This window comes from Frankia sp. CcWB2, from assembly GCF_977927585.1.
Genome location: NZ_CDWRCM010000324.1, coordinates 1816 through 2989 on the forward strand (window position 1 = coordinate 1816; position 1174 = coordinate 2989).

Sequence of the window (1174 nt, forward strand, 5' to 3'; positions counted from 1 at the left end):
GAGCAGCGCGCCGCGGGCCTTCCTGCTGATCTTCGTGTTGATCAGGACGGTCCGGTAGGAGCCGTCGGGTAGTGCCTTCAGTGGGGGCAGGTTCAGGTTGGCCCTGACCCGCCACAGCAGCGCCGCGCCGGTGTCCGCGGCCGTGCACCAGGCCGCCCAGGAGTAGAAGGTCCGGTCGGCGAGCAGCAGCCAGTCGGAGGCCAGCCGTGGGTAGAGGCGTCGGGCGAGGGCCTGCTCGCTGGCGACCTTCGTTCCGCGCCGGTGGCGCTGCTTGGAGACACGGTGCACACCGACCACCCCGACACCCCGGGCACCGCCCACCCCCACGTCCTCCTCGCCCACCACGGATAACGACCCACGAGGCTCACCAGGCCAGGCGTTCGACCCCGAGATGTCGAACCGCTGTCGCCGGCTACCCGCTACTACCGCCGACCTGCCGGGCCGCGGCGGGACCGCGCGGCCCAGACCGGGGTGATCAGGACGATGAACCCGGCGGCCACGCCGATCTGCAGAAAGTGACGGATCCAGTCGATACCGGCGGTATCCCGGACCCCGATCACACTGGCGATCGTGTTCCCGACCAGCGCGCCGACGATACCGGCGACGACGGTCAGCCACAGCGGGATGTTCTGCCGACCGCGCAGCACGAGACGGGCGAGAGCTCCGATGACCAGGCCGGAGAGCACGATCCAGATGACTTGGAACACAGCGGCAACCTCACCTTGCCAGCAGAAGCGACGATGTAGGCGATTGACCGACAATCAGGCACGGACAGCGCGGAGCAACGGCGAGAGCTGTTAGAGGTCGAGCTCCTCGGGATTGACGCCGACAGCGAAGCAGGCCTCGCGGACGACAGCCTGCTCGGTCTTGTCGAAGTTGCCGTCGGCGCTGCCGATGATGATGCCGATCTGGATGACCGCGGGCCTCCGACGGCTTCTTCTTCACCTTCCCGACCTCCTGGAGGACCGAGACCTTCCCGAACGCGAAATCCTGCGTCAGCTTTGTCAGGTAGTCGTTGAACCTGCGCTGCAGGTCGTCGGCGGGGAAGTTCGTCAGGACGTTGTTCGTCGCGATCAGGGAGGCGACCCGTTGCCGTTCCGCCGGGTCGATGTGGCCGTCGGCCGCGGCGACGAGCGCGCACATCGCCATGCTCGTGTCCCGAAACGCGCCACTC

Annotated in this window: 1 protein-coding gene and 2 pseudogenes; all 3 read right to left on the bottom strand. The window is 67.8% G+C overall.

What is annotated here, in order from left to right; all coding sequences use genetic code 11:
- A pseudogene (locus ACY45C_RS21170) lies at positions 1 to 342 on the bottom strand (hypothetical protein); the annotation flags it as partial.
- Positions 343 to 422: 80 nt separating this feature from the next.
- Positions 423 to 707 carry a GlsB/YeaQ/YmgE family stress response membrane protein gene (locus tag ACY45C_RS21175; RefSeq protein WP_462189307.1) on the bottom strand — a complete coding sequence of 95 codons (285 nt, stop codon included), beginning with the start codon at positions 705 to 707 and terminating at the stop codon, positions 423 to 425.
- 90 nt (positions 708 to 797) lie between these two features.
- Positions 798 to 1174: pseudogene (locus ACY45C_RS21180) on the bottom strand (tellurite resistance TerB family protein); the annotation flags it as partial.